A 26,593-nucleotide genomic window follows, 5' to 3' on the forward strand; every position below is an offset into this window, starting at 1 on the left:
GGCACGGGGCTCATGCGTGCCGGTCGATGGCCGGGCTCATGTCTTCCATCCAGAGCACGTTGTCCGAGTACGACTGCAGGTCGGGCGAGAGGTTGGAGGTGGAGCCCGAAACCCACACCTCCTTGTGCAGCTCGGACTTCACGTAGGAGATGGCGTCTTCGAAGTCCCCGTCGCCGGCGGAGAGGATCAGCCGGTCGTACACGTTCTGGGCCGCCAGCTTGATGATCAGCGTGGCGATGCCCACGTCCACGCCCTTTTGCACCGACCGGTCGAACTGGTGGCTGCAGTTGGGGCAGTTGGCGTGCATGCGCTTGAGCTTGTAGAGCTGCACCCGGAACTTCGGCCCGATGGGCGGCGCGGTCTTGATCCAGGAGTGGAACGCGTTCTGGGCATCGGTGGATGGATCGCTCGCCGAGTTCAGGTAGTAGCTCTCGTGGATCGGCCCGCCGTTCAGGCGCGTGATCTCGTTCTTGAGCTTCAGGTAGTCGAAGGGCCGGCCCTTGCCGTAGTTGAAGAGGTAGGCGCCGTCGACGATCCAGACGGTTTTCATGGGGCGGGCATCGCTCACAGCGGAATGTTCCCGTGCTTGCGCCAGGGGTTCTCCAGCTTCTTGCCCTGCAGCATGACCAGGCTGCGGCAGATGCGCTTTCGCGTCTCGTGCGGCAGGATCACGTCGTCGATGAAGCCGCGGGCGCTGGCCACGAAGGGGTTGGCAAAGCGCTGCTTGTACTCGGCCTCCCGGGCGGCGAGCTTGGCGGGGTCGTTCTTGTCCTCGCGGAAGATGATCTCCACCGCGCCCTTGGCGCCCATCACCGCGATCTCGGCGTTGGGCCACGCCAGGTTGACGTCGCCGCGCAGGTGCTTGGAACTCATCACGTCGTAGGCGCCGCCGTAGGCCTTGCGGGTGATGACGGTGATCTTGGGCACGGTGCATTCGGCATACGCGTACAGCAGCTTGGCGCCGTGCTTGATGATGCCGCCGTACTCCTGCGACGTGCCGGGCATGAAGCCGGGCACGTCCACGAAGGTGACCACGGGGATGTTGAACGCGTCGCAGAACCGCACGAAGCGCGCGGCCTTGATGCTGCTCTTGATGTCCAGGCAGCCGGCCAGCACCAGCGGCTGGTTGGCGACGATGCCCACGGTCTGCCCCTCCATGCGCGCCAGGCCGATGACGATGTTCCTGGCGTAGTCGGGCTGCAGCTCGAAGAAGTCGCCGTCGTCCACCACCTTGGCGATCAGCTCCTTCATGTCGTAGGGCTTGTTGGGGTTCTCGGGCACCAGGGTGTCCAGGCTGCGGTCCATGCGGTCGGCCGGGTCGTTGCTCGGGCGCACGGGCGGCTTTTCGCGGTTGTTGAGCGGCAGGTAGTTGTACAGGCGGCGCAGCATCATGAGCGCCTCGACGTCGTTCTCGAACGCCATGTCGGCCACGCCGCTGCGGGTGGTGTGGGTGCCGGCGCCGCCCAGCTCCTCGGCGGTGACCTCCTCGTGCGTGACCGTCTTGACCACCTCGGGGCCGGTCACGAACATGTAGCTGCTGTCCTTGACCATGAAGATGAAGTCGGTCATGGCGGGCGAGTACACGGCGCCGCCGGCGCACGGGCCCATGATCATGCTGATCTGCGGGATGACGCCGCTGGCCAGCACGTTCTTCTGGAACACGTCGGCATAGCCGCCGAGCGAGGCCACGCCTTCCTGGATGCGCGCGCCGCCCGAATCGTTGAGCCCGATCACCGGCGCGCCCACCTTCATGGCCTGGTCCATGACCTTGCAGATCTTCTCGGCATGCGTTTCCGACAGCGCGCCGCCGAACACGGTGAAGTCCTGGCTGAAGACGAAGACGAGGCGGCCGTTGATCATGCCGTAGCCGGTCACCACGCCGTCGCCGGGAATCTTCTGGCCTTCCATGCCGAAGTCGGTGCAGCGGTGCTCCACGAACATGTCCCATTCCTCGAACGTGCCGTCGTCCAGCAGCAGCTCGATGCGCTCGCGCGCGGTGAGCTTGCCCTTCTTGTGCTGCGCGTCGATGCGCTTTTGACCGCCGCCCTGGCGGGCGAGTTGGCGCTTTTGCTCCAGTTGTTCGAGGATGTCTTGCATGGGTCGCTCTTTCGGTGGTGATTCTTTTGCTATTTATTTAATAGCGGTATGCCGGGAGTTTTCTTGTGCTGCGAGCAGATTCCGTGCGGCAGTGGACGCGGCGATGCGCCCGGCCGCCACGTCCGCCTGCAGCGTGGGCAGCAGCGCCCGCACCTCGGGGTGCTGGCGGAACGCGTGCCGCAGGCCCGCCTCGATGCGCTCCCACATCCAGGCCAGGGCCTGCCTTTCACGGCGGCGGGCGAGCCGGCCGCTGGCGGTCTGCAGTTGGCGGAACTGGCTGACGGCGGCCCAGAAGGCCTGCAGGCCCTGGCCCTGCAGCGCGCTGATCTGCAACACCTTGGGTTGCCAGGGGGCGGCATCGGCCTGGGCGGGGGCCGGTTCGCTTTCGGCCGGCACCGCGCCGTGGCCCGCTGCCGCCGCGTGTCGGGGGTGGCCCAGCGAGCGCTCGGGGTTGCCGTGCTGGCTCAGCAGCCGCAGGCTGGAGGTGATCTGCGCCTCGGCGCGGGTGGCGGCGTGCGGGTCGATGTCGGCCTTGTTGATGACGACCAGGTCGGCGATCTCCATCACGCCCTTCTTGATGGCCTGCAGGTCGTCGCCCGCGTTGGGCAGTTGCAGCAGCACGAACATGTCGGTCATGCCGGCCACGGCGATCTCGCTCTGGCCCACGCCGACGGTTTCCACCATGACGATGTCGTAGCCGGCGGCCTCGCACACCAGCATGGCCTCGCGCGTCTTCTCGGCCACGCCGCCCAGGGTGCCGCTGGACGGGCTGGGGCGGATGTAGGCCTTCTCGTGCATGGACAGGTGTTCCATGCGGGTCTTGTCGCCCAGGATGGAGCCGCCCGACACGGTGGACGACGGGTCGATGGTGAGCACCGCCACGCGGTGGCCCAGGCCGATCAGGTGCAGGCCCAGCACTTCGATGAAGGTGGATTTGCCCACGCCGGGCACGCCGCTGATCCCCAGGCGAAACGACTGGCCGGTGTGCGGCAGCAAGGCAGTGAGCAACTCGTCGCCCTGCGCGCGGTGGTCGGCGCGGGTCGATTCCAGCAGCGTGATCGCCTTGGACATGGCCCGGCGCTGCACGGCCTGGCCGCCGTGGAGGATGCCGTCCAGCCAGCCGCCGGCCGAAGGTGGCCGATGGGGCGAAGCCCCCGTAGAAAAAGAAGCGGGCGAAGGCAGAGGCGCGCTCATTCGGCACCCTCCTCGGGCCGCCACTCGTAGTGCACGTCCACGTCTTCCTCGCCCGTCTGCACGAAGCCGTGGCGCTGGTAGAAGCGGTTGGCATCGCTGCGCTGCAGCGCGGTCACGCGCAGCACGGCGCCTTCGCGGCGCGCCCGGTCCTGCACCTGGGCCAGCACGGCGGCGCCCACGCCGGCGCCCTGCCAGTCCGGGTGCAGGTACAGGTGCTGCAGCCGCAGCGCCCGGCCGCCCTCGGGCAGCACGGTGACGAAGCCTATGCGCCGGCCGCCGGGTGCGACCAGGTGCTGCATGTGCTCGGGGGTGAAAGCCGCGCGCAGCCGCTCGCGCGAGCGCTCGGGCGTGTAGCGGCCCACGCGCTCCAGGCTCTCGCGCATGGCCGCGATGCGCAGCGCCAGCATGGGCTCGAAGTCCGCTTCGGCCACCGGATGCCAGGTGAATGCGGGGGCGGTCAATGCGGCACCTCCACGCGGCGCCATGCCATGCGCGCAGGCGCCCGGCCGACGGTCGCCGTCGTCATGCCGCGAAGGCCTTGCGAATCTGCTCCAGCACGTCCTTGGCGCTGGCCGGGATGGGCGTGCCGGGGCCATAGACCCCCTTCACGCCCGCTTCGTATAGGAAGTCGTAGTCCTGCACCGGGATCACGCCGCCCACGAAGACGATGATGTCGTCCGCGCCCTGGTCCTTGAGCGACTGGATGATGGCCGGCACCAGCGTCTTGTGCCCCGCCGCCAGGGTGGAGACCCCCACGGCGTGCACGTCGTTCTCGATGGCCTGGCGGGCGCATTCCTCGGGGGTCTGGAAGAGCGGGCCCATGTCCACGTCGAACCCCAGGTCGGCGAAGGCCGTGGCCACCACCTTGGCGCCGCGGTCGTGCCCGTCCTGGCCGAGCTTGGCGATCATCACGCGCGGGCGGCGGCCTTCGGCCTCGGCGAACTCGTTGATCTCGGCCTTGAGCTGCTCCCAGCCTTCGGCCGAGTCGTAGGCGGCGGCATACACGCCCGTCACCTTCTGCGTGTCGGCGCGGTGGCGGCCATAGACCTTCTCCAGCGCGTCGGACACCTCGCCCACCGTGGCGCGCAGGCGCATCGCCTGGATGGCCAGATCGAGCAGGTTGCCTTCGCCGCTCTCCGCCGCGGCCGTTAGCGCGTCCAGCGCCTGCTGCACCAGCGCGGCGTCGCGCTTTTCGCGGATGGCTTTCAGGCGCGCGATCTGCCCGTCGCGCACCTTCACGTTGTCGATCTGCAGGATGTCGACCGGGTCTTCCTTGTGCAGCTTGTACTTGTTGACGCCCACGATCACGTCCTTGCCCGAGTCGATGCGCGCCTGCTTCTCGGCGGCCGCGGCCTCGATCTTGAGCTTGGCCCAGCCGCTGTCCACCGCCTGGGTCATGCCGCCCATGGCTTCGACCTCTTCGATGATGGTCCACGCGGCATCGGCCATGTCCTGCGTGAGCTTTTCCATCATGTAGCTGCCGGCCCAGGGATCGATCACGTTGGTGATGTGGGTCTCTTCCTGGATGATGAGCTGCGTGTTGCGGGCGATGCGGGCCGAGAACTCGGTGGGCAGCGCGATGGCCTCGTCCAGCGCGTTGGTATGCAGGCTCTGCGTGCCGCCGAACACCGCGGCCATGGCCTCGATGGTGGTGCGCACCACGTTGTTGTAGGGGTCCTGCTCGGTCAGGCTCCAGCCGCTGGTCTGGCAGTGGGTGCGCAGCATCAGGCTCTTGGGGTTCTTGGCGCCGGTGGCCTTCATGATGCGGCACCACAGCAGGCGCGCGGCGCGCATCTTGGCCACCTCCAGGTAGAAGTTCATGCCGATCGCCCAGAAGAACGACAGGCGCCCGGCGAACTCGTCCACGTCCAGCCCCGAGGCGATGGCCGTCTTCACGTACTCCTTGCCATCGGCCAGGGTGAAGGCCAGCTCCAGCGCCTGGTTGGCGCCCGCCTCCTGCATGTGGTAGCCGCTGATGGAGATGGAATTGAACTTCGGCATGTTCCGCGCCGTGTAGCCGATGATGTCGCCGATGATGCGCATCGAGGGCTTGGGCGGGTAGATGTAGGTGTTGCGCACCATGAACTCTTTCAGAATGTCGTTCTGAATGGTTCCCGACAGTTGGTCCTGCCGCACGCCCTGCTCTTCCGCGGCCACCACGTAGCCGGCCAGCACGGGCAGCACGGCGCCATTCATCGTCATGGAGACGCTCACCTTGTCCAGCGGAATCTGGTCGAAGAGGATCTTCATGTCCTCCACCGAATCGATCGCCACGCCGGCCTTGCCCACGTCGCCCGTGACGCGCGGGTGGTCGCTGTCGTAGCCGCGGTGCGTGGCCAGGTCGAACGCCACGCTCACCCCCTGCCCGCCGGCGGCCAGCGCCTTGCGGTAGAAGGCGTTGGATTCCTCGGCCGTGGAAAAGCCCGCGTACTGGCGGATCGTCCAGGGCCGCACCGCGTACATCGTGGCCTGCGGGCCGCGCAGGTAAGGCTCGAATCCCGGCAGCGTGTTGGCGTAAGGCAGGTTCGCCGTGTCCTCGGCCGTGTAGAGCGGCTTGACCGTGATGCCGTCGGGCGTCACCCAGTTCAGCGCCGCGACATCGCCACCGGGGGCCGACTTGGCGGCGGCCCGGGTCCACGCGGCGAGGTCTGCGGGGGCGAAAGAGGGGAATGGGGTGTTGCTGCTCATATCTGGGAAGGCTTCACGGGTGGCGAGAAAAGCGCGGTGGCGCTGCAACGATTTGGCACAGTGAAGCGAGTCTAACCCAATCTGTAATTATTAATTTATAGTTTTTCTGCGGTACATTCCCGCCATGTCAGCCGCCACCCTTACCCCCCGCGCCCTCTACGAAGAGGTGGCGGAGCAACTGCGCCAGCGCATCTTCCGGCGCGAACTGCAGCCCGGCAGCTGGATCGACGAGCTGCGCATCGCCGAGGAGTTCGGCATCAGCCGCACGCCCCTGCGCGAGGCTCTCAAGGTGCTCGCGGCCGAAGGGCTGGTCACGATGAAGGTGCGCCGCGGCGCCTACGTGACCGAGGTGTCCGACAAGGACCTGCGCGACGTGTACCACTTGCTCGCGCTGCTGGAAAGCGATGCGGCCGGCGTGGTCGCCGCCAGCGCCACGGCCGAGCAACTTCGCGAGCTGGAAGGACTGCACCGCGAGCTGGCCGCCAGCGTGGACGACCGCGAGCGCTTCTTCGCGGTGAACGAGCGCTTTCACATGCGGGTGCTGGAGATGGCCGACAACCGCTGGCGCAACCAGATGGTGGCCGACCTGCGCAAGGTGATGAAGCTCAACCGTCACAACTCGCTGCTCAAGCAGGGCCGCATCGATGAATCGCTGCGCGAGCACGGCCGGGTGCTGGCCGCGCTGCAGGCGCACGACGCACAGGCCGCCGCCTGCGCCATGCGCGAGCACTTCGCCAACGGGCTGCAGGCCGCCGCCTGAGCCGCGCCGCGGCCCGTGGGCCGCACCCCCAGAGACATCCGGCGCTTGCCCCGCAGGGATATCGCCTTCATGATGCACCTGTCCATAAACGGTGGCACCGCGCGCGTGCGGTAGCCATCCCTCACGGCCACGGCCGATGACACACGGGAGGAGCTTGCATGCTGGAGCGGTTTTTCTTGCTGGGAGAGTCCCCTGCCGACCTGCTGGTGGCGCAGCACGATCCCTGGCTGGTGCTGCTGTCGGTGGCGGTGGCCGTGGCCACGTCGACCCTTGCCCTGCACCTGGCGGGGCAAGCCCGGCTGACCCACGAACCGGTGCACCGCACAATGGCCCTGGCCACCTCCGCCGTCGCGCTGGGGGCGGGCATCTGGGCCATGCACTTCATCGGCATGCTGGCCTTCACCCTGTGCGTGGCGGTGCGCTACGACGTGGGCATCACCCTCCTGTCGATGCTGCCGGGCCTGGCCGCCTCCTGGGTGGCGCTGAACGTGCTGGTCCGTCAGCAAGTCACCGGGCGGCAGTTGGCCATGGGCGGACTGCTCGTGGGCGCGGGCATCGGCGCCATGCACTACGCCGGCATGGAAGCCCTGCGCATGGCACCGGACCTGCGCTATGACCCGGCCTGGTTCGCCGCATCGATCGTGGTGGCGGTCGTCCTGGCCGTGCTGGCGCTGTGGGTGCGTTTCACGGTGCACCAGCGCAGCGGCATGTCCAACTGGCAGGCCACCCTGCTGTCGGGCAGCATCATGGGCATGGCGATCTCGGGCATGCACTACACCGCCATGGCGGCCGCCCGCTTCGTCGGGCAGGCCGACCCGGAAATGCCGGACAGCCACGCCTGGACGCAGGCGCTCGCGGTGATGGTGGCGCTGGTGACGGCCGGGGTGGGAATCTTCGCGGGCGTGGCCAACGGCCTGATCCGCTACCGCGACATGTACCGCAAGGTGCGCCGCAGCGAATCGCGCCTGCGCGCCCTGGTGGACACGGCGGTGGACGGCATCATCACCATCGACCATGAAGGCACGATGCAGAGCTACAACCGCTCGGCCGAGCGCATCTTCGGCTGGCCGCCCGCCGACGTGCTGGGCCGCAACATCCGCATGCTCATGCCGCAGCCGGACAGCGCCGCCCACGACGGCTACCTGCGCCGCTACCTGGAGACCGGCGAGGCGCGCATCATCGGCACGGGCCGCGAGGTGCTGGGGTTGCACCGCGACGGCAGCACCTTCCCGCTGCGGCTGGCCATCGGCCGCGCCGATGCGCCCGGGGGGCCGATGTTCGTGGGGTTCGTCACCGACCTGCGCGGCGTGAAGGAGGCCGAGATGCGGCTGGGCATCGCCGCCAGCGTGTTCGCGCACAGCTACGAGGCGGTGCTCATCCTCGACGCCGAACGCCTCATCGTGGATGCCAATCCCGCATTCGAGCGAATGATGGGCGAGTCCCGCACCGAAGTCCTCGGGCGCCACGTGCAGACGCTCTACGCCGCCGCCCCGCATCTCGACTTTCCCGGCGTGTGGCATGCGGTGCAGGCCCAGGGCTACTGGCAGGGGGAACTGCTCGGGCGCAGTCCGCAGGGTGCCGTGCCGCAGCGCGTGTCCATCGCGGCGGTGCTGGGCGACGAAGGCTACCCGCACCACTACATCGTGGTCATCAGCGACATCACCCAGATCAAGGCGCACGAGCAGGAGCTGGAACACATCGCGCTGTACGACAGCCTCACCGGCCTGCCCAACCGCCGCCTGCTGGCCGACCGGCTGGTGCTGGCGATCGCCCATGCGCAAAGGCACCGCGAACTGCTGGCCGTGTGCTATCTCGATCTCGACGGCTTCAAGCGCGTGAACGACCAGCACGGCCATGCCGCCGGCGACCAGTTGCTCATCGAGGTCGGCCGGCGCATCCAGTCGCATCTGCGCGCCGAGGACACGCTGGCGCGGCTGGGCGGCGACGAAATGGTGCTGCTGATCGGCGGGCTGCAGTCCCCCGACGACTGCGCCCCCCTGCTGGAACGGGTGCTGCAGGCCGTGCACCAGCCCGTGCCGCTGCCGCACGGCCAGGGCTTCGTCTCGGCCAGCATCGGCCTGAGCATCTACCCGCTGGACGGCGACAACCCAGACCTGCTGCTGCGCCAGGCCGACCACGCCATGTACGAGGCCAAGCAGAACGGCAAGAACCACTGCCGACGGTTCCAGGGCGCCGAGCCCATGGTGCAGGCGCCGCTGTACGCATCCGGCCGCTAGGTGCCAAGCGCCGGCGGCAGTGGCGACTCCCGCTCCTGCCCCTACGGCGCGCTGAAGAGGTGCTCCAGGTCCACCGGATGCATGGCCGATGCGATCACGGGCTGCCACTGGGGCAGCTCGTGGTTGGCGGACAGGTTGATCCGATCCGCCCATCGGTCCTGGTAAGTGACGATCCGGGGATTGCCTGCCGCGGAGTAGGTCCCTGGCTGTGCCGACGCCACCCAGCCCGGATGGTGCATGAGCATCGGCATGGACTGGATCGGGTCCAGCGACCGGGTGAACTGGCGCAGCGCGAAGGCCATGCCCCCTGCGGTCTTCGGGGCGACGTAGCGCTGCGCGACGGCCTCCATCCCCAGGCGCGGCGGGTTGAAGGCGTAGGTGCTGACCTTGCCACGCGCACCGTTGGCGTCCAGAAAATGCGCGATGTCGAAGCTGGCCAGCGTGGCCACCGCCGCCCCGAGGCTGTGTCCCACCACCGAAACCGACAGTGCCTTGCCGCTGTCCCGCGCCATGCCGGCATAGCGCATCAGCAGGCCGCCCAGATCCAGCCCATTGGCACGCGGCGCCAGCGCTTCGGCATGCCACCGCTCCTGCCAACCGCTGCCCACCTGTCCCAGGTCAGGCAGGCCCGGGTCCAGGGGATTGGCATGGGGCCGGGGAATCTGCGACTTGAGGTCGCACATCAGATCGTCGCGGTCTTCCATGCGTGTGCCGGCAAACCCCAGCACGACCGCGAGCACCTGCGGGTGCTCCAGGTGGTCCCAGCACTTGGTGGCCGCGCTGGACTGATCGGCGGCGAAGCGCATGCCGCCCCGGCCGGTGATCTCGTCGAAATCCACGGTGTACGCCTGCCCCGCGAAATCCCGCATGCCCTCCAGCACGGCCCGCTGCAGGGCCTGCGTGGTCCTGGACGGCAGGCCACGGGCACTGCCGGCCTGCGGCAGATCGACCGCCCAAAGGGCCTCTGCGATGTCGACCGAAGCCATGTCGACGGCCACCGGGGCCGCCGGACGGGCCCGAATCGCCTCGGAGCCCGGTGAGAGGCGCGGCGGCCGTTGAACGGCCAACCCGTGCAACGGCCCTGCCGTGCTGTGCCGCATCGGGACGCGCACCGGGACACCGGCCGGATGGCCTGGCCGGCTGGGCGCGCCCGCCGAATGCGGCAGTGCCGTCGCTGGAAGGGGCTGTCGGAAAAATGCCGTGGTCATAGATCAGAGGTGCGCGGGTGATGCACGCGGGCGGGGGATGGGCGCAGACCCTGGCACCGGCGCATGGAATGGAGGAGGAAACCGAGGCCGGTATTCCACTACGCCCGCCGCGGTCCGGAGCGACCGTGGGCGAACCGAGATGCCGCCCCGCGAACTGCGCAGCCCTCTCCGTCCCCGGTCCATCTTCGCTCCGGTTCAGGCGGCAGGTGCCCCTTCAGCCTGCGCCAGCGCGTGATCGCGATAGGCCCGGCCGAAGCGATTGCCCAGGAAATCCCCCAGCGCGATCTGCTCCTGCCGGATGAACCCGGACTGCGGCACCCGCCCCTGCACCACCAGGTCCAGTGCCGCGCAGATGCTGGCGGCCGTGGTCAGCTGGATGGCATTCAGCGCGTGCCCGCCCACCGTGGCGCCGACGATGCGTGCCGAGTACGCGTCCTGCACCAGCCGCCCGCCGCGCAGGCCCGATGCACTGGCGAAGACCACGATCACGTCCTGCTCGGTGGCCGGAATGGCGGCCTCGAAAATGTCCTTGAGCAGGTCACGCCGGTCGCGCAGGCGCAGGTCGTTCAGCAGCAGCTTCAGGATGGCGCAGTGCCCCGGATAGCGGATCGACTGGTAGTCCATGCGGCGGGCCCGGCCGGCCCACGTTTCGGGCAGGGTGCCCAGCCCGCCCGAGGTGTTGAAGGCCTCGTACTCCACCCCGTCGAGCGCGAAGGTCTCCAGCCCGTCCAGCGCCGCCACGGTGGTGGGCTGGCCGTCCACGATGGCTTCGCAGGGGTTGCAGTATTCGTTGATGAGGCCTTCGGTGCTCCACGTCAGGTTGTAGCGCAGCGCGCCCAGCGGGTAGCGCGGCAACGCGCCCACGCGCATGCGCAGGTCGTGCAGCGTGTCGAAGCGCTGCGCCAGATCGTTGCCCACCACGCCGATGAAGCCCGGTGCCAGTCCGCACTGCGGCATCAGCACGCTGCGGGCGTCCTGCGCCAGGGCGCGGATCGCCTGCGTGCTGCGCACGTCTTCGGTCAGGTCGAAATAATGCACCCCGTGGCGGGCGCACAGCGTGGCCACCGGCACGGCGCGGTGGAACGGCAACGCATTCAATACGGCGAACTGCCCGGCGATAGCCGCCTCCAGGGCGCCGTCGTCCTGCAGCAGCACGGTGCCGACGCCCAGCGCCGCCGCCCGGGCCAGCGCCTCGGGATCCCGGTCGGCCACGGTGATCCGGTATTCGCCCACCTCCTGCAGCAGCACGGCCATGGCAAAACCGATGTGGCCCGCGCCCAGGATGGCGATGCGATGGGTCGATGGGGTGGAAGGCATGGCGGTCTCCTCAAGGGGGTTGTGACGAAGGGATGGATGCACCCATGCTAGGCGCCGATGCTGTCGATGTGTAGCGTGCAAAACGTCGCATTTGCTCAAAATATTCGCCGAACCGGCGAAAATGCCTGACGCATTCGCACTCCCTGCTCCAAAGGACCCGCCATGGCCACCGAAATGGACGACACCGATCGTCGCCTGCTCAGCCTGCTGCAAGCCAACGCGCGCGAAAGCACCGCGCTGCTCGCCCGCCGCCTGGGCCTGGCGCGCACCACCGTCGTCGCGCGCATCGCACGGCTGGAGCGCGAAGGCATCGTGGCTGGCTACGGCGTGCGGCTGGGGGCGCCGCTGCAGGCGCAGGCCGTGCGCGCCTGGTGCAGCCTGAGCGTGCTGCCCAAGGCCTCGCCGGCGGTGCTGCGCATGCTCGGTGCGCTGCCCGAGGTGGAAGAGGTCTCGGCCGTGAGCGGTGCGTTCGACTACCTCGTGTTTCTGCGCTGCACCAGCCATGAACAGCTCGATGCGTTGCTCGACCGCATCGGCCAGCTGGAGGGCGTGCACCAGACGCAGACCAGCATCGTGCTCAGCCGCAAGATCGACCGGCGGGGTGTTGGCGACTGAAGGCGCTGCGATTGCTCCTGATTACATAGCAACACAGGCAATCAATCCGCCGGCATGGGCACATTTCCCTTCGAATCCGTCTTCCCGGGCCCGATGGGATAATGCGCCCTGCCCTTCCCCCTGCCCTGTCTCCCCTCCGCCTGCCGCTTTTTTCTGCCCGTGCCCATGTCCAACGCACCCCACAGTCCCTGGCGCCTGTCCGTCGCGCCCATGATGGACTGGACTGACCGCCACTGCCGCTACCTGCACCGCCTGCTGAGCCGCCATGCACTGCTCTACACCGAGATGGTGACGACCGGCGCGCTGATCCATGGCGACGTGGAGCGGCACCTGCGCTTCAATGCCGAAGAGCATCCGGTGGCCCTGCAACTGGGCGGCAGCGAGCCGGCCGATCTGGCCCAGGCCGCGCGGCTGGGTGCGCAGTGGGGTTACGGCGAGATCAACCTCAACTGCGGCTGCCCCAGCGAGCGTGTGCAGCGCGGCGCTTTCGGCGCCTGCCTGATGAACGAGCCGCAACTGGTGGCCGACGGCGTGAAGGCCATGGTCGATGTGGTGGATGTGCCGGTCACGGTCAAGCACCGCATCGGCATCGACCAGAGCGAGGACTACGGCTTCGTGCGCGACTTCATCGGCACCGTGGCGGATGCGGGCTGCAACGTGTTCATCGTCCATGCGCGCAATGCCTGGCTCAAGGGCCTGTCGCCCAAGGAAAACCGCGAGATCCCGCCGCTGCGCTACGACGTGGTGCAGCGCCTGAAAGCGGATTTTCCGCACCTCACCATCGCCTTGAACGGCGGCCTGGCCACCGACGAGGCCGTGGCCGATGCGCTGGGCCGGGTCGATGGCGCCATGGTGGGGCGCGAGGCGTACCACAACCCCTGGTGGCTCGCGCGCTGGGACGCGCTCTATTTCGGCGCCGCTGACAACATCCTCACACGCGAGGGGGTCGAGGCCGCCATGGTGGACTACATGGCGCGCGAGGCGGCGCTGCACGGCACCCACTGGTATTCGGTCGCCCGCCACATGCTGGGGCTGCGCCACGGCCTGCCCGGCGCGCGACGCTGGCGGCAGGTGTGGAGCGACCACCGGCTGAAGGGCCTGCCCGCGCACGAGGTGATGGCCCTGGCGCAGGCGCCGCTGCGCGGCGCGCCTTCGGACACCCCGGCCGCCCTGGACGCCTCGGCCGAACTGGCAGCCACGCGGTAAATCCGGCCGGCACGGCCGGCGGCGTTCCGGGCAGCGTGCCCGGGCAATGCAGTTGGACTACGATGGCGGCTCGGACGGTGGCCCGCCCTGGAGGCCATCGCCCTCAAGCACCGTTTCTTTTTGCCCATGCCCTCGCTCGATTTCTCCCGGGAAGAAAAAGGCTTCGAAGCCGCCTATGCCCAGGAACTGCCTGCGCTGCAGTACGCCTGCGCCTCCTACATGGCGCTGCTGCAGGCCATCCTCTCGCGCACGCCCCACCTGGACATCACCAAGGTCGAGGGGCGCGTGAAGGACCGCCGCGAATGCGTGAACAAGTTCTCGCGCAAATACCGCGCGGCGCTGGAGGAAAGCAACACCCCCTACGAGATCCGCCCCTACATCACCGATCTGATCGGCGTGCGGGTGGTGTGCCTGTACGAGGACGAACTGGAAAAGGTGGCTCAGGCCGTCCGATCGCACTTCGACGTGATCGACGTGACCGACAAGGTGACGGCGGTGGAGAGCACCGAGGACTCCTTCGGCTACAAGGGCCTGCACTTGGACCTGCGCCTGACGCCGACCCAGGCAGCCCTGGCCGAACACGCGGCCTATGCCCACCAGCCGTTCGAGTTGCAGGTGCGCACGATCATCCAGGACTCCTGGAGCGTGCTGGACCACAAGATCAAGTACAAGAAATCGATCCCCGGGCAGCTCAAGCGGCGCATCAACGTGCTGTCGGCCCTGTTCGAGCTGGCCGACCGCGAGTTCCTGCAGATCCGCGACGCAACCGAGGCCGAACTGCGGCAGGCACCCGACGAAACCGCCGAGCCCGACGAGGGCACCGACCTGGAGTCGGCCCCCGCCGAGAAAGCGCAGGCGCCGGGCAGCGAGCTCAATGCGTTCACGTTCCTCAAGATCGCGAACCACTTCTTCAAGGACCAGGACTTCGAGCCGCACAAGGTGGACTTGTTCGTGGACGACATCCGCGCATGGTCGCCCACCATCACCCGGGCGCGGTTCAACACCCTGATGCGCGCCACCATCGGCACCGTCAAACGCTACAAGCAGCACTTCGAAGACCACAACCCTCAGGGCAGCTTCAATGCCTACACGGTCATCCGCCACTGCCTCTACCTGGGCGACCGCACCACGTTCCGCCGGGCCTTGCGCAACAGTTCGCGCGAGGCCTTCGAGGCGTGGCTGAAAGAACACGCCTGACGACGCGTTCCGGCACCGACCACTAAAGCAGCCCTCAGCGCAATCATCACTAAGGCATATTGCTATATTTTTAATAGCAAACAAACAGCCTTTCGTCACTCGACAATTGTTTCCATTTGTCGCATAGGTGACTCGTTGTCAGTACTTTCACGCCATACAGGGGTTGCGTTGTACTGCTATATTGCACTGCAACATATCCGGAGTTTCGCGCCAAATGCTTTACAACATCTACGAAACCCAGCGTTCGCTCATGGAGCCGTTCGCGGACTTTGCCCAGACCGCATCCAAGCTCTACAGCAACCCCGTGTCGCCCTTCAGCCAGACGGTCTTCGCCCAGCGCATGTCCGCGGGCTACGACCTGCTGTACCGCCTGGGCAAGGATTACGAGAAGCCGGTGTTCGGCATTCACACCGTCAGCGTGGAGGGCACCGATGTCGCCATCCACGAACGGGTGGAGATCGACAAGCCCTTTTGCGAGCTGCGCCGCTTCAAGCGCTTCTCGGACGACCCCGCCACCCTCACCCACATCAAGCAGCAGCCCGCCGTGCTGATCGTGGCGCCGTTGTCGGGCCACTACGCCACGCTGCTGCGCGACACCGTGCGCACCATGCTGCAGGGCCACAAGGTCTACATCACCGACTGGAAGAATGCCCGCCTCGTGCCGCTGGCCGACGGCGCCTTCCATCTGGACGACTATGTGAACTACGTGCAGGAGTTCATCCGCCACCTGCGGTCGCGCTACGGCAACTGCCACGTGGTCAGCGTGTGCCAGCCCACGGTGCCGGTGCTGGCCGCCGTGTCGCTCATGGCCAGCCGCGGCGAGACCACGCCGTTGTCCATGACCATGATGGGCGGCCCCATCGACGCGCGCAAATCCCCCACCGCGGTGAACAACCTGGCCACGAACCGCAGTTACGAGTGGTTCGAGAACAACGTGATCTACCGCGTGCCTGACAGCTTCCCCGGCGCGGGCCGGCGCGTGTACCCCGGTTTCCTGCAGCACACGGGCTTCGTGGCAATGAACCCCGACCGCCACGCCACCAGCCACTACGACTACTTCAAGGACCTCATCAAGGGCGACGACGCCAGCGCCGAGGCCCACCGCAAGTTCTACGACGAATACAACGCCGTGCTGGACATGGATGCGGACTACTACCTGGAGACCATCAAGACCGTCTTCCAGGACTACAGCCTCGTGCACGGCACCTGGGATGTGCGCGCCCCTGAAGGCCAGCCCGAGCGCGTGCGCCCGCAGGACATCCACACCACCGCCCTGCTCACCGTCGAAGGCGAGCTGGACGACATCTCCGGCTCCGGCCAGACCGAGGCCGCGCACAGCCTGTGCACCGGCATCGCCCAGAAGAACCGCAGCCACTATGAAGTGAAGGGTGCGGGCCACTACGGCATCTTCAGCGGCCGCCGCTGGCGTGAGCTGGTGTACACCCAGGTGCGCGACTTCATCCTGGCCCATGAGCCCGCCCACGTGGCCGACACCGGCATCACGCCCCTGCCCAGCGACGACGCACCGCGCCGCCGCACCGGCGCTGCGGCGGCCGTGCACGCGGACACGGCCGGGCTGAAGGCAGCGGCCACGGCCGCCGCCAGCGCGCCGCGCGCCAAGCGCGCGCCCCGCAAGGCTTGACCCCCGCCGCGGACGCCGTCCGCGCGCTTGCGGCGCGCATCGATGCGGTGCTGCCGCAGACGCAGTGCACCCGCTGCGGCTACCCCGATTGCGCGGCCTATGCCCTGGCGGTCGCCACGGCAGAGGCCGGCATCAACCAATGCCCGCCCGGTGGCGCCGAGGGCGTGGAACGCCTGGCCGCCCTCACGCAACGGCCGGCGCAGCCGCTCTCGCCCGATCACGGAATCGAAGGGCCGCGCGCCGTGGCATTCATCGACGAGGCCTGGTGCATAGGCTGCACGCTGTGCCTCAAGGCCTGCCCCACGGACGCGATCCTGGGGGCCAACAAGCAGATGCACACGGTGATCGAGGACCATTGCACGGGCTGCGAACTGTGCATTCCCGTGTGTCCGGTCGATTGCATCGTGCTGGAGAACGCCAGCGGCAGCGCGACCGGGTGGACCGCCTGGTCCGCGGCACAGGCCGGGCACGCCCGGGACCGCTACGCGGCCCGCACCCAGCGGCTGGCCCGTGACGCACAGGCGGCCCCCGCCTCGCTGCCGACCCCGGAACCCGCTACGGCCTCAGCCGACGCAGGGGCGGCCTCATCCTCGGCGCCGCCCGGAGATGCCAAGCAGGCCGCCATCGCCGCCGCCATGGCGCGGGCCCGCGCCAAGCGTTCCGCCGGCTGACGCGAGCGCCGGCAACGCTGGCACGCCGCCCTTTTCTCCTGCGGGTGGAAGCGCCCGACCAGGATCAGGCCGCAGCGATGAGCGACTTGTAGACGCCGCAGCCCAGGTAGATCTCCCCGGCCTTGCACACGAACGACATCTTGGTCTGCACCCGGCCGGTGGCCGGGTTGGTGATGTTGTACTCCACCCACCCCGGCCCCTGCTCGGCCTGGCCCGCGATGGACGCCATCAGCGCCGCGCCTTCGATGCCGGGAATGTCCTGCACGCGGGACCCGACCTTGGCCGGATTGCCACCGAAGGCCAGGTAGGTGCCGTCCGGACGCAGCGCGAACACATACATGTCCCGGTCGTGGAAAGGCTGGGCCGGGTCCGTCAGCGTGCGCAGCAGGCTGGCCTGCGGCGCCGTGCGCGCCAGGGCCGCAGCCCGCTCCACCAGCGCCTTGGCCTCGTCGGCCGTGCCCTGCTGCAGGCGGAACGACATCACCGCCCGCGAGAGCGTGGAGGCCCGGTGTTCCAGCGCCTCGGCCTGGTGCACGGCCTGGCCCACCATCTGGGCGTTGCGCTGGGTGATCTGGTCGAGCTGCTGCACGGCGGCGCTGATTTCGCTGAGGCCGGTGCTCTGCTCGGCGCTGGAGGCCGAGATCTCGCTCACGTTGGCGGCCACGCTGCGCACGCCGCCCGCCATCTCGGCGATGCCCGAGCCCGCCGCCCGGATCAGCTGCGCGCTGGTCTCCACCTGGCGCACCGAGTCGCCGATGAGGTCGCGGATCTCGCGTGCCGCCGCGCCCGATCGCCCGGCCAGCGAGCGCACTTCCGACGCCACCACGGCGAATCCCCGGCCCTGCTCACCCGCGCGGGCCGCCTCCACCGCCGCGTTCAGCGCCAGGATGTTGGTCTGGAAGGCGATGCCGTCGATCACCGCCGTGATCTCGGCCATGCGGCTCGCCCCCTGCTGGATGGCCTCGACCGACTGCACCGCCCGGCCCATGGCCTGCGCGCCCGCATCGGCCGAGGTGCGTACCTGGGCCGCCTGCTGGTCCGCCGAGCGGGCGGTTTCGGCGTTCTGCTGCACTGTGGAGGACAGTTGTTCGACGCTCGCGGCGGTCTGCTCCAGATTGGCGGCCTGCTGCTCGGTGCGCTCGGCCAGCGCCCGGTTGTCCGCGGCCAGGCTTTCGCCGGCATGGGCGACCAGCGCGGCATTGCTGCGGATGTCGGCCACCATCGACGACAGCATGAGCACCATGCGCTCCAGCAGGCCACCCAGTCGCGCCATTTCGTCCTGCCCCGCGATGCGCGGCCGCGCTCCCAGGTCGCCGCGCGCTGCGCTGTCCATGGCATGGGCCAGCACCGCGAGGTCGTCCGCCATGCCGCGGTGCATCGCCGCCGCAAGATAGGCGACCAGACCGCTTCCGGCAGCGAACCACCACCAGCGGCCCTGCGTGGCCAGCGCCAAGGCCAGCATTGATGCCAACGCGGTGCCCGACAGCAGCGCCATCTTGGCGGGCAGCGCCAAGCGGCGCATCAGCCGCACGCCCGGCCCCATTGGCGAAAATGAACCCATTCCGATGTCTCCCCAAGCGCTTTTAGTGCGCGAATGCTAAAGGCTGCGACTTACGCGCGATTGACGCGCGCCGAACCCGAAACCGTGCCCCCAGCGGCGAACACGGCGCGCGCCGGCCCGTCTCCACCGCTTCGCCACCCCCTTCCCGGGGCCATTGCGGGTGGGCGCGTGCCCGGCGGAAGACCGCGCTCCATCCACCATAATGGCGGCCCATGAATCCCCTGCTCTCCCACCTGCAGCCCTACCCATTCGAGCGGCTGCGACAGCTCTTCGCGGGGGTCACGCCCCCGGCGTCGCACCGCGCCATCAGCCTCGGCATGGGGGAACCCCGCCACCCCACGCCCGCCTTCATCAAGGAAGCGCTCACCCAAAGCCTGTCGGGCCTGGCCAGCTACCCCGCCACGGCCGGCGAGCCGCGCCTTCGCCAGGCCTGCGCCGACTGGATGCAGCGGCGCTACGGCCTGGCGGTGGACGCCGCCACCCAGGTGCTGCCCATCAACGGATCGCGCGAAGCGCTGTTCGCCTTCGCGCAGACCATCATCGACCCAACGCGCGCGGGCGCAACGGTGGTTTGCCCCAATCCCTTCTATCAAATCTACGAAGGCGCGGCGCTGCTGTCGGGCGCCACGCCCTACTACGCGCCCAGCGACCCGGCCCGCAACTTCGCCGTGGACTGGGACAGCGTGCCCGAGAGCGTCTGGCAGAACACGCAGCTGCTCTTCGTGTGTTCCCCCGGCAACCCCACGGGCGCGGTCATGCCGCTGGCCGAATGGCAAAAGCTCTTCGAGCTGAGCGACCGCCACGGCTTCGTCATCGCTTCGGACGAGTGCTACAGCGAGATCTACTTCCAGGGCGAGCCGCCGCTGGGCGGGCTGGAGGCCGCGGCCCAGCTCGGCCGCGCCGACTTCCGCAACCTGGTCGCCTTCACCAGCCTGTCCAAGCGCAGCAACGTGCCCGGCCTGCGCAGCGGCTTTGTGGCGGGCGATGCCCGGCTGATCCAGGCCTTCCTGCTCTACCGCACCTACCATGGCAGCGCCATGGGCCCGGCCGTGCAGGGCGCGAGCATCGCGGCCTGGAACGACGAGCAGCACGTGGACGAGAACCGCGCTCTGTACCGCCGCAAGTTCGAAGAAGTCACGCCGCTGCTGGCCCGCGTGATGGACGTGGCGCTGCCCGACGCGGGCTTCTACCTCTGGGCCCGCGTGCCCGACGCCCTGGGCCTGACCGATGCGCAGTTCGCCCGCGAACTGCTCGCTCAATACAATGTGACGGTGCTGCCCGGCAGCTACCTCGCCCGCGAGGCCGGCGGCGTCAACCCCGGCGCGCAACGCATCCGCATGGCCCTGGTGGCCGAAGCCGAAGAATGCGTGGAGGCAGCCCAGCGCATCGTGCAATTCATCCAATCCCATCCCTGAACCGACCCATGACCCAACAACTTCAGACCCTCATCGACAACGCCTGGGACAACCGCGCCAGCCTTTCGCCCGCCGCGGCCCCCAAGGAGGTGCAGGATGCCGTGGAACACGTGATCGCCGAGCTGAACAACGGCAAGCTGCGCGTGGCCACGCGCGAAGGCGTGGGCCAGTGGACGGTGCACCAGTGGATCAAGAAGGCCGTGCTGCTGTCGTTCCGCCTCAAGGACAACGAAATCATGAAGGCCGGCGAGCTGGGCTTCTACGACAAGGTGCCCACGAAGTTCGGCCACCTGTCGGCCCAGGAAATGGCCGCCACCGGCGTGCGCGTGGTGCCCCCCGCCGTGGCGCGCCGCGGCAGCTACATCGCCAAGGGCGCCATCCTGATGCCCAGCTACGTGAACATCGGCGCCTATGTGGACGAAGGCACCATGGTCGATACCTGGGCCACCGTGGGCAGCTGTGCCCAGGTGGGCAAGAACGTCCACCTGTCCGGTGGCGTGGGGCTGGGCGGCGTGCTGGAGCCGCTGCAGGCCAACCCGACCATCATCGAGGACAACTGCTTCATCGGCGCGCGCTCGGAAATCGTCGAAGGCGTGATCGTGGAAGAGAACTCCGTCATCTCGATGGGCGTGTACATCGGCCAGAGCACCCCCATCTACGACCGCGCCACCGGCGAGACCAGCTTCGGCCGCGTGCCGGCCGGCTCGGTCGTGGTGAGCGGCAACCTGCCCAAGGACAATGGCCGCTACAGCATGTACGCCGCCATCATCGTCAAGAAGGTGGATGCCAAGACCCGCTCCACCACCAGCCTGAACGACCTGCTGCGCGACTGATCGCACCGCACGCCGCACCGCCCCGGATCCGATCCGCCCGTCCACCCGCGACCCGCACCCCGACGAACGAAAGAGCAATCCCCATGAGCACGATGGAACGGATTCTTCGACTGATGGCCGAAAAGCGGGCGTCGGACGTGTACCTGTCGGCCAACGCGCCGGCGCTGATCAAGATCAACGGCGAGTGCGTGCCGATCAACAGCCAGGTGCTTCCGGCCGACGCGCCGAAGAACCTGCTGGCCGAGATCGTCCCGCCCGACCGCATCGAGGAGCTGGAGGAAACCGGCGAACTCAACATGGGCGTGCCGCTCACCGGCGTCGGGCGCTTTCGCGTGAGCGCCATGCGCCAGCGCGGCAGCTACGCGGTGGTGATCCGCTTCATCGCGCAGCACATTCCGCCGCTCGCCTCGCTGAACCTGCCGCCGGTGCTGAGCGACCTCATCCTGGAAAAGCGCGGGCTGCTGCTGGTCGTCGGCGCCACGGGCTCGGGCAAGAGCACCACGCTCGCCTCGATGATCGACAGCCGCAACGAGCAACTCACCGGCCACATCCTGACCGTGGAAGACCCGGTGGAATACCAGTTCCGCAACAAGAAGTCGATCGTGAACCAGCGCGAGATCGGCGCCGACACGCAGTCGCTGCAGACCGCCCTGAAAAACGCCCTGCGCCAGGCGCCCGACGTGATCCTGATCGGCGAAATCCGCGACCGCGAGACCATGTCCGCCGCCATCGCCTATGCGCAGTCGGGGCACCTGTGCCTGGCCACCCTGCACGGCAACAACAGCTACCACGCGCTCAACCGGATTTTGAGCTTCTACCCCGTCGAGGTGCGTCCCACCATGCTGGGCGACCTGGGCTCGGCGCTCAAGGCCATCGTGTCGCAGCGCCTGGTTCGCACCCCGGCCGGCGAGCGCGTGCCCGCCGTCGAGGTCATGCTCAACACCAAGCTGGTGGGCGACCTGATCGAGAAGGGCGACTTCTCGGGCGTGCGCGAAGCCATGGAAAAGTCCATGGCCGAAGGATCTCAGACGTTCGAGGAGGCGCTGGCCCAGCTCATCCTCGAAGGCCGCATCGATCGCAAGGAAGGCATGGCCTATGCCGACTCGCCCACCAACCTGATGTGGCGGCTGCAAAACGATTTCTCCCTGGCCTCCAAGAACGCCAAAGCCCAGAGCGAGGCCGCGCGGGAAGAGGAAGACCAGCCGTCCTTCACCGAGATCGTGCTGGACGTCAAGCCGTCCTGACCTGCCCCGCCCTCCTTCGCCCGAACCGCCTGCCCACACGATGTCCCGAACCCTGCACCTGGCCGAACAGCTCATTGCCCGCCCCTCCATCACCCCGAACGACGCGGGCTGCCTGGAGCTGCTGGCCGACCGCCTTCGGCCGCTCGGCTTCGATTGCGAACGCATGGACAGCGGGCCGGACGATTTCCGCGTCAGCAACCTGTGGGCAAAACGGCCCGCAGCGCAATCAGCACTAGGGCATGGCGCTATCAAAACCGTAGTATTCGCTGGCCACACCGATGTGGTGCCGACCGGCCCCGTCGAGCAATGGGGCAGCGATCCCTTCACGCCCATGCACCGCGGCGGCAAGCTCTATGGGCGCGGCGCGAGCGACATGAAGACCTCGATCGCCGCCTTCGTCGTCGCCGTGGAAGAGTTCCTGGGAGCCACGCCCGAGCCGGGCCTGCAGATCGCGTTCCTGCTCACCAGCGACGAAGAAGGCCCCTCGGTGGACGGCACCAAGGTGGTGGTCGATCGGCTCCGCGAGCGGGGCGAGGCGCTGCATTACTGCATCGTGGGTGAACCCACTTCGGTCGAGAAGACCGGCGACATGATCAAGAACGGCCGCCGCGGCACCCTCAGTGGGCGGCTCACCGTGCGGGGCGTGCAGGGCCACATCGCCTACCCGCAACTGGCGCGCAACCCCATCCACCAGGCCCTGCCGGCGCTCGCCGAACTGGCCGCCATCCGCTGGGATGAGGGCAACGCCTTCTTTCCGCCCACCAGCTGGCAGATCAGCAACATGCACGGCGGCACGGGCGCGACCAATGTCATTCCGGGTGCGGTGGTGATCGACTTCAACTTCCGCTTTTCCACCGAATCGACGGCCGAGGGCCTGAAGCAGCGCGTGCATGCGCTGCTGGACCGCCACGGCCTCGAATACGGCCTGTCCTGGACCTTGGGCGGGCAGCCCTTTCTCACGGAGCCCGGCGAACTGGTGCGGGCCGTGCAGCAGGCGGTCCTGGATGAAACGGGCCTGGACACCGAGCTGTCCACCACCGGCGGCACCAGCGACGGGCGCTTCATCGCGCAGATCTGCCCGCAGGTGATCGAACTGGGCCCACCCAACGCCACCATCCACAAGATCGACGAGCACGTGGTCGTGGCCGACATCGAGCCGCTGAAGAACATCTACCGCCGCACGCTCGAGCATCTGAACGCACAGGCGGGCGCATGAGCGAAGCGGCGCAAACCACCGGGGCCCAGGTGCATGGCGACACGGTCGGCGCCCTGATCGCGTCGGGCACCGCGCGGCTGGAGGCCTCGGGCGTGGCCTTCGGTCACGGTACCGCCAATGCACGCGACGAGGCTGTGTGGCTGGTGCTGTGGCGCCTGGGCATTGCCCTGGACGAGCCGCTGGACGATGGCCTGGAGCCCGTTTCCGCCCGCCCCGTGGCTGCGGCCGATCAAGCCCGCGTGGCCGCGCTGTTCGAAGAGCGCATCGCCACCCGCAAACCCGCGGCCTACCTGACGAGCGAAGCGTGGCTGCAGGGCGTTCCGTTCTACGTGGACGAGCGGGCCATCGTGCCGCGCAGCTTCATCGCCGAACTGCTGGTGAATCCGCCACCGGACGGCGGCATCGACGGATTTTTGGGCGAGCAGACGCGGGCCGTGCTGGACCTGTGCACCGGCAACGGCAGCCTGGCCATCCTGGCGGCCATGGTCTATCCGGACGTGCAGGTCACCGGGGCCGACATCTCGCCTGACGCGCTGGCCGTGGCCCGCATCAATGTGGACAAGCACGGCCTGCAAGAGCGCGTGGCCTTGCAACAGTCCGACGGGCTGGACGCTGTGCCGGGCCCGTGGGACCTGATCCTCTGCAATCCCCCCTACGTGAATGCAAAGAGCATGGCGGCGCTGCCCCAGGAGTACCTTGCCGAGCCCGCGCTGGCCCTGGCCGGTGGCCCGGATGGCATGGACTTCGTGCGCCGCCTGCTGGCGCAGGCGCCCGGCTGCATGAGCGAAGACGGCGTGCTGGTGCTGGAGATCGGCAACGAGCGCAGCCATTTCGAAGCCGCCTTTCCGGACCTGCCCGTGTTCTGGCTCGACACGAGCGCTGGCGAGGACCAGGTGCTGCTGATCACCCGCGAGGCACTGGTGGCACACCCGACCTGATTTCGCACTGCCGACCGGGGCGCACAGGCGCCCTGCTCCCTTCGCGCGGGCTGCCGTTTGCAGCGCGCGCCGGGCTGGTGCTTGCCATCCAGCCCCCCGTTTTTTCTTCGGGCGTTTTTTGAACGCCCTTGCTGGTTCTTATCGATGATCACACTCAAAAACGTCACCTTGCGCCGCAGCGCCAAGGTCCTGCTCGACCGCGTCTCCGTCACCATCAACCCCGGGGAGAACGTGGGCCTGGTCGGGCGCAACGGCGCGGGCAAATCCAGCCTGTTCGCACTGCTCAACCGCACGCTGCACGAGGATGGCGGCGACTTCTTCATTCCACCGCAGTGGCGCATGGCCCAGGTCGCGCAGAACATGCCGGAGACCTCGGAATCGGCCACCGAATTCGTGCTCAACGGCGACACGCGACTGGCCGAACTGCGCCAGGCCTTGGTCCAGGCCGAGCAGGACGAGGACGGCATGGCCATCGCGCATGCCTATTCCGACCTGGCCGATGCGGGCGACCATGACGCCGTGCCGCGCGCCCAGGCGCTGATCCTGGGCCTGGGGTTCCGCGTGTCCGAACTGGAACACCCCGTGAACAGCTTCTCCGGCGGCTGGCGCATGCGCCTGCAGTTGGCGCGGGCGCTGATGAGCCCCAGCGACCTGCTGCTGCTCGATGAACCCACCAACCACTTGGACCTGGACGCTCTGGTGTGGCTGGAAGCGTGGCTCAAGCGCTATGCCGGCACGCTGATCGTCATCAGCCATGACCGCGAATTCCTCGATGCCATCACCAACGTCACGTTGCAGATCGAGAACGCCCAACTGAACCGCTACGGCGGCAACTACAGCCGCTTCGAGGAACTGCGTGCCCAGCAGATCGAGCTGCAGCAGGCCTCGTTCGCCAAGCAGCAGGACAAGATCGCCCACCTGCAGAAGTTCATCGACCGCTTCAAGGCCAAGGCCAGCAAGGCCAAGCAGGCACAAAGCCGCGTCAAGGCGCTGGAGCGCATGGAAAAGATCGCGCCCCTGCTGGCCGAGGCGGAGTTCACTTTTGAATTCAAGGAGCCGGTCAACCTGCCCAACCCCATGCTGGCGATCAGCGACGCGTCGTTCGGGTACACGCCCGAGGAAGGCGAGCCGACGACCATCCTGCGGCACGTGAGCCGCTCCGTGCTGGCAGGCCAGCGCATCGGCATCCTGGGCGCCAACGGCCAGGGCAAGTCCACGCTGGTCAAGACCATCGCGCGCGAGATGAAGCCGCTGGCCGGCTCGGTCACCGAGGGCAAGGGCTTGTCGATCGGCTACTTCGCGCAGCAGGAACTGGACGTGCTGCGGCCTTCCGACAATCCGCTCGAGCACATGATCCGCCTGGCCAAGGAACTGGGCCCCAACGCCCGCGAGCCCAGCCGCGAGCAGGACCTGCGCAGCTACCTGGGCAGCTTCAATTTCTCCGGCGACATGGTCAAGCAATCGGTCGGCACGATGAGCGGTGGCGAAAAGGCCCGCCTGGTGCTGGCGATGATCGTCTGGCAGCGCCCCAACCTGCTGCTGCTGGACGAGCCTACCAACCACCTGGACCTGGCCACCCGCGAGGCGCTGTCCATGGCGCTCAACGAGTTCGAAGGCACCGTGATGCTGGTCAGCCATGACCGGGCATTGCTGCGGGCGGTGTGCGATGAATTCTGGCTGGTGGGACGCGGCGTGGTCGGCCAGTTCGACGGCGATCTGGACGATTACCAGCGCTACCTGCTGGAGGAATCCAAACGCCTGCGCGAGCAGGCCAAGGCGGCCGAGTCCGCGGCTTCGTCGGCACCCTTGGCGCCAGCGGTGGTGACTGCCGCGCCGGTGTCGGCCCCCGTTGCCCCTGCGCCTTCGGTGACGCCCGCGCCAGTGGCCGCTGCGCCCGTGGCGCGCGATGCGCGGGAGCAACGCAAGCTGGGGGCCCAGGCCCGGCAGCAGCTGGCCGAGAAAACCCGGCCCTTGAAGCGCGAGCTGGAGAAGGTCAACCAACGCTTGGCCGCGCTTACCGCCGAGAAAGCCGAGATCGAGGAACGCCTGACCCAGCCCCTGCCGCCGGCCGAACTCGCGGAAAACGGGCGTAGGCTGAAAGCCTGTGCCGACGAAACCGACCAGCTCGAAGAGCGCTGGCTGGAAATTTCATCCGAGGTGGAAACCCTCGAATCTCAAGCCGGCGAAGCGTAAAACCATGTAACCATTGCCACTGAATTCAGGTTTGGTGGCAAAGGGGGCCTCATTGATTAGCTACGTTTTTAGGAGCAAAAAAATCGCCGCCAACTGGTTGCGTTTTTTTGCATTCTTCTGTCAACGGGCCTTCCGGGCGGGGCGTTGTTCATCCATCACAGGAGATAACCGTATGACTACCACCGCTATCATGTCCGCCTGGCCCGAAGACGAACGCGACCGCAAGCGCGCACCGGCCCGCCTCTGAGGGCTGGCGCTTCGGCCCAGAAGGCTCAGGTCACTTCGACACCCCACAGCCTCCGCCAGCGCCTCCTACCCTTCTCCCCATTTCCTCCCCCCCAAATTGAAAAAACCCCGCCTC

General features: G+C 68.0%; 21 protein-coding genes. 13 read left to right on the forward strand and 8 right to left on the reverse strand.

Annotated features, from left to right (window positions below):
- Window positions 1-10: 10 nt before the first annotated feature.
- The 5 genes from AVKW3434_RS03100 to scpA all read right to left on the reverse strand — a co-directional run bounded on the left by AVKW3434_RS03100 (window position 11) and on the right by scpA (window position 5,979).
- Window positions 11-550 (reverse strand): NYN domain-containing protein, encoded by a 540-nt coding sequence (locus tag AVKW3434_RS03100; RefSeq protein WP_272569491.1) that lies wholly within the window; start codon window positions 548-550, stop codon window positions 11-13.
- Between the two features lie 14 nt (window positions 551-564).
- Complete coding sequence (locus AVKW3434_RS03105; protein WP_284404298.1) at window positions 565-2,097, reverse strand: acyl-CoA carboxylase subunit beta; 1,533 nt, start codon at window positions 2,095-2,097, stop codon at window positions 565-567.
- Window positions 2,098-2,130: 33 nt separating this feature from the next.
- On the reverse strand, window positions 2,131-3,291 hold the full coding sequence (meaB, locus tag AVKW3434_RS03110) for a methylmalonyl Co-A mutase-associated GTPase MeaB (RefSeq protein ID WP_502869021.1): 1,161 nt from the start codon (window positions 3,289-3,291) through the stop codon (window positions 2,131-2,133).
- Window positions 3,288-3,752, reverse strand: a complete 465-nt coding sequence (locus tag AVKW3434_RS03115; RefSeq protein ID WP_349816818.1) for a GNAT family N-acetyltransferase — start codon at window positions 3,750-3,752, stop codon at window positions 3,288-3,290. The genes meaB and AVKW3434_RS03115 overlap by 4 nt, the downstream gene beginning before the upstream one ends.
- 61 nt (window positions 3,753-3,813) lie before the next feature.
- The gene (scpA, locus tag AVKW3434_RS03120; RefSeq protein ID WP_284404302.1) at window positions 3,814-5,979 is read right to left on the reverse strand and encodes a methylmalonyl-CoA mutase; all 2,166 of its coding nucleotides are present in this window, start codon (window positions 5,977-5,979) and stop codon (window positions 3,814-3,816) included.
- Window positions 5,980-6,103: 124 nt separating this feature from the next.
- On the opposite strand from scpA, the gene AVKW3434_RS03125 reads away from it, so the two are divergent.
- Window positions 6,104-6,739 (forward strand): GntR family transcriptional regulator, encoded by a 636-nt coding sequence (locus tag AVKW3434_RS03125; RefSeq protein ID WP_284404304.1) that lies wholly within the window; start codon window positions 6,104-6,106, stop codon window positions 6,737-6,739.
- Between the two features lie 158 nt (window positions 6,740-6,897).
- Window positions 6,898-8,976 carry a sensor domain-containing diguanylate cyclase gene (locus AVKW3434_RS03130; RefSeq protein WP_284404306.1) on the forward strand — a complete coding sequence of 693 codons (2,079 nt, stop codon included), beginning with the start codon at window positions 6,898-6,900 and terminating at the stop codon, window positions 8,974-8,976.
- A gap of 41 nt (window positions 8,977-9,017) precedes the next feature.
- Here AVKW3434_RS03130 and xopAP read toward each other — a convergent pair whose 3' ends face one another.
- Window positions 9,018-9,962 carry a XopAP family type III secretion system effector gene (gene xopAP, locus AVKW3434_RS03135; protein WP_284404309.1) on the reverse strand — a complete coding sequence of 315 codons (945 nt, stop codon included), beginning with the start codon at window positions 9,960-9,962 and terminating at the stop codon, window positions 9,018-9,020.
- A 417-nt stretch (window positions 9,963-10,379) separates the two neighbouring features.
- Window positions 10,380-11,501, reverse strand: a complete 1,122-nt coding sequence (locus tag AVKW3434_RS03140; RefSeq protein ID WP_284404311.1) for a saccharopine dehydrogenase family protein — start codon at window positions 11,499-11,501, stop codon at window positions 10,380-10,382.
- A gap of 162 nt (window positions 11,502-11,663) precedes the next feature.
- On the opposite strand from AVKW3434_RS03140, the gene AVKW3434_RS03145 reads away from it, so the two are divergent.
- From AVKW3434_RS03145 to rsxB, 5 genes are all read left to right on the forward strand, one after another.
- On the forward strand, window positions 11,664-12,116 hold the full coding sequence (locus tag AVKW3434_RS03145; RefSeq protein WP_284404313.1) for an Lrp/AsnC family transcriptional regulator: 453 nt from the start codon (window positions 11,664-11,666) through the stop codon (window positions 12,114-12,116).
- A 210-nt stretch (window positions 12,117-12,326) separates the two neighbouring features.
- Complete coding sequence (gene dusA / locus AVKW3434_RS03150; RefSeq protein ID WP_284404608.1) at window positions 12,327-13,322, forward strand: tRNA dihydrouridine(20/20a) synthase DusA; 996 nt, start codon at window positions 12,327-12,329, stop codon at window positions 13,320-13,322.
- Window positions 13,323-13,448: 126 nt separating this feature from the next.
- Window positions 13,449-14,519, forward strand: coding sequence for a GTP pyrophosphokinase (locus tag AVKW3434_RS03155; protein ID WP_284404315.1), 1,071 nt, complete (start codon window positions 13,449-13,451; stop codon window positions 14,517-14,519).
- Window positions 14,520-14,733: 214 nt separating this feature from the next.
- The gene (locus AVKW3434_RS03160) at window positions 14,734-16,161 is read left to right on the forward strand and encodes a polyhydroxyalkanoate depolymerase (protein WP_284404317.1); all 1,428 of its coding nucleotides are present in this window, start codon (window positions 14,734-14,736) and stop codon (window positions 16,159-16,161) included.
- Complete coding sequence (gene rsxB / locus AVKW3434_RS03165) at window positions 16,158-16,832, forward strand: electron transport complex subunit RsxB (protein WP_284404319.1); 675 nt, start codon at window positions 16,158-16,160, stop codon at window positions 16,830-16,832. The genes AVKW3434_RS03160 and rsxB overlap by 4 nt, the downstream gene beginning before the upstream one ends.
- Before the next feature lie 64 nt (window positions 16,833-16,896).
- Here the strand turns inward: rsxB and AVKW3434_RS03170 are convergent, their stop codons facing one another.
- Window positions 16,897-18,393, reverse strand: coding sequence for a methyl-accepting chemotaxis protein (locus tag AVKW3434_RS03170; RefSeq protein WP_284404321.1), 1,497 nt, complete (start codon window positions 18,391-18,393; stop codon window positions 16,897-16,899).
- A gap of 212 nt (window positions 18,394-18,605) precedes the next feature.
- Between AVKW3434_RS03170 and dapC the strand changes: the two genes are divergently transcribed.
- From dapC to AVKW3434_RS03200, 6 genes are all read left to right on the forward strand, one after another.
- Window positions 18,606-19,808 carry a succinyldiaminopimelate transaminase gene (dapC, locus tag AVKW3434_RS03175; protein ID WP_284404323.1) on the forward strand — a complete coding sequence of 401 codons (1,203 nt, stop codon included), beginning with the start codon at window positions 18,606-18,608 and terminating at the stop codon, window positions 19,806-19,808.
- A gap of 8 nt (window positions 19,809-19,816) precedes the next feature.
- Entirely contained in the window at window positions 19,817-20,641 is an 825-nt protein-coding gene (gene dapD, locus AVKW3434_RS03180) for a 2,3,4,5-tetrahydropyridine-2,6-dicarboxylate N-succinyltransferase (RefSeq protein ID WP_272569511.1), read from the forward strand.
- 83 nt (window positions 20,642-20,724) lie between these two features.
- Window positions 20,725-21,885 (forward strand): PilT/PilU family type 4a pilus ATPase, encoded by a 1,161-nt coding sequence (locus AVKW3434_RS03185; RefSeq protein ID WP_092745801.1) that lies wholly within the window; start codon window positions 20,725-20,727, stop codon window positions 21,883-21,885.
- Between the two features lie 40 nt (window positions 21,886-21,925).
- Window positions 21,926-23,101 (forward strand): succinyl-diaminopimelate desuccinylase, encoded by a 1,176-nt coding sequence (gene dapE, locus AVKW3434_RS03190; RefSeq protein WP_284404325.1) that lies wholly within the window; start codon window positions 21,926-21,928, stop codon window positions 23,099-23,101.
- Complete coding sequence (gene prmB, locus AVKW3434_RS03195) at window positions 23,098-24,039, forward strand: 50S ribosomal protein L3 N(5)-glutamine methyltransferase (protein ID WP_284404327.1); 942 nt, start codon at window positions 23,098-23,100, stop codon at window positions 24,037-24,039. Before dapE ends, prmB begins: the two co-directional genes overlap by 4 nt.
- Before the next feature lie 144 nt (window positions 24,040-24,183).
- A complete protein-coding gene (locus tag AVKW3434_RS03200) occupies window positions 24,184-26,232 on the forward strand; it encodes an ABC-F family ATP-binding cassette domain-containing protein (protein ID WP_284404330.1) in 2,049 nt (682 codons plus the stop codon).
- Window positions 26,233-26,593 lie beyond the last annotated feature (361 nt).

Source organism: Acidovorax sp. SUPP3434, from assembly GCF_030159015.1.
Classification (GTDB): Bacteria; Pseudomonadota; Gammaproteobacteria; order Burkholderiales; family Burkholderiaceae_C; genus Paracidovorax.